This is a genomic window from Peribacillus sp. YIM B13472 (genome assembly GCF_042788005.1).
Lineage (GTDB): Bacteria > Bacillota > Bacilli > Bacillales > DSM-1321 > Peribacillus > Peribacillus simplex_E.
This window is the reverse complement of the sequence record NZ_JBHZPG010000077.1, coordinates 1-2,341: the sequence shown is the minus strand read 5'-3', so window position 1 is coordinate 2,341 and position 2,341 is coordinate 1. Positions and strand designations below refer to the sequence as shown.

Sequence of the window (2,341 nt, the reverse complement as noted above, 5' to 3'; positions counted from 1 at the left end):
TGCATAACCAATCAAAATAACGACATAGTACATTTAAGTCCTTCAAAAAATTAGAATATGGTGGGCTTATTTTAGTAGTATGGTCTCTTTCACTAATGTGTTTTCATACAAAAAAGGCTGCCGAAGCAACCCCTGTTATAGAACTAACGCACCCGTTAGTTTAAGTGTAATATTTCACAAATATTATAAATGAGAAAAATGAATAACTAAAAATACAATAGGAGGAATTATTATTGATGGTAGAAGATTTAAAGTATTAAATTTCTTAATCCCCAAAATATTTAAACCAGATGCGATTATCAATATACCTCCTACAATCGTCACTTCGTTCAGAAGATCATTATTTATGGAGTTCTCCATTAAAATAGCAATTAAATAAATGGCACCTTGCCAAATAAATAAAACAATTCCTGCAACAGCTATCCCGATACCAAATGTGGATGCTAACACAATCGAGGTAATCCCATCCAACACCCCATTTGCAAGCAGATACGTATAATCTCCCTTTAACGCTGCCTCTACAGGACCTAAAATAGATAACGTTCCAATACAAAATAATAGGATAGCAGTCGCTAACCCCTCAGCTAAATTACCTCTGGAATATTTATTAACTAAAGCATTAAATTTTGATTCTAAATTCAGCCTTTGACCGAGCAATCCCCCTACGGCTAAGCTTACAATAAAAAGTACCGGATATTTGCTGGAAGGTAAATGTTGCACTAGTGCATTTATTCCTAACCCCAACGCAACTAACCCCATAGCCTGCATTAGAATGTTGTGATATTCATCTTTTATCCCCTTTTTAAAGATGCTTCCGATAATGCTTCCGATTACTATCATCATTGTATTAAAGATTGTTCCAAACATAATCATTTCTCCTTTTAATTATTGTTCTACCCAAAAATATAGACCCTCCTGTAACGGGAGGGTCAACACTTTATTGGTATTTGTATTTCTGTCAGATAGTCTTCTTTACTACCGGAGATATAATGGTCAATTATTGTTCTTTCAATGGAATCCCCGATAACTTGGAAACCGTTATCTTGAATACAATTGAGTAAGCTTCTATAATGTTCGGGTGAATCGCTGTGATTTCCATTATAATAAATGCAGGCATACATTCCTTCGGGAAGAGTTGTCACTAAAGGATTTTGAATATCATCTTCTTCGACTAAAATAAATATCGAGTTATATTCATTGAACTTGTTGTTTAATGTATTATTAATACTTATCGTAAGACCTACTCCCCCAATAAATATAGAAGAACTCATATTAGACAGACTCTCTAATCGTCGTAAGGAAACTTCCATCTCAGGTTCTGAACTGATTATTTCCATTAATCTTACTATCCTTCTCTCTTTCCTCTCCTGTATGAATGGCACTTCCAATTCTTTTATTTCACGTGCTAATTTAATGTCCTTGATTCGATTTTGGAACCTTCGGTTAATTCGTTCCAGTTCTTTCATTTTTTTTTCGGTTAATCGTTTCTGTTCCTCTAAGAGATACAAAAAACCATCGATATTCCTGTGATACAGATGTCCCTTGATCTCCTTTAATGAAAAACCTAAATCCTTTAAATAATGAATAGTGTTCAAATGTTCAAATTGTTCCGTTGAATAGTATCTATAACCGTTGTTTAGATCCGTATGTATAGGTTTTAATAAATCAATTTCATCATAATATCGAAGGGTTTTTATGGTCGTATTATGGAGTTTAGCCATTTCTCCAATTGAAAATCTATTCTTCAATTTAATCTTCCTTTAGAAAAACTTTATATTATCACTATAATACACAATTATACGAAGTTAAACTAACCTGCCCCGTTCGTATTATAAAGGTCAGCCAGTTATTTCTGGTTGAACAATTTTTATATCGATATATGATAACGGTAGCCGGGGTAGAACGTTCCTGCCCGTGGGGCTTGGACCCCGTCAACTAAACAGTTCGCCCCCTACTTGTAGAAACATGATTAGGCTGGTTGGGACAAAGATCTCGTATAACAAGCGAAGATATGATACTGCAAGAAGGATTAGGGGTTACCGGCAATAATATGTTTTTGGAGGAGATAAAAAATGAATCCAGTGGTTGGTCTGGATGTAGCGAAAGGTGAAAGTCAGGTTCAAGCATTCTTGGAGAAGAAGAAGCCTTATAAAAGAAGTTTTAAAGTAGCACATACCATTGAAGGACTAGAGAGCTTACACCAATATCTTAGAGAGATCGAAGACTTAACAGGAATTCGACCTCCGGTCGTTTTAGAGTCTACTGGGCATTATCATACGCCCGTTGTACAGTATTTTGAGGAGAGAGGTTACTTATTAATTATCGTTAACCCACTCATTTC

The 2,341-nt window shown here is 35.0% G+C and carries 3 protein-coding genes; 1 reads left to right on the top strand and 2 read right to left on the bottom strand.

Going from position 1 to position 2,341, the window contains the following annotated elements; all coding sequences use genetic code 11:
• Positions 1-183: 183 nt before the first annotated feature.
• The gene (locus tag ACFX4I_RS26345) at positions 184-867 is read right to left on the bottom strand and encodes a DUF554 domain-containing protein (RefSeq protein WP_034314427.1); all 684 of its coding nucleotides are present in this window, start codon (positions 865-867) and stop codon (positions 184-186) included.
• Positions 868-929: 62 nt separating this feature from the next.
• Positions 930-1,748, bottom strand: coding sequence for a MerR family transcriptional regulator (locus ACFX4I_RS26340; protein ID WP_251438033.1), 819 nt, complete (start codon positions 1,746-1,748; stop codon positions 930-932).
• 324 nt (positions 1,749-2,072) lie between these two features.
• Between ACFX4I_RS26340 and ACFX4I_RS26335 the strand changes: the two genes are divergently transcribed.
• Positions 2,073-2,341: IS110 family transposase (locus ACFX4I_RS26335; RefSeq protein WP_377424182.1), on the top strand; the 269-nt coding region annotated here is incomplete at its 3' end.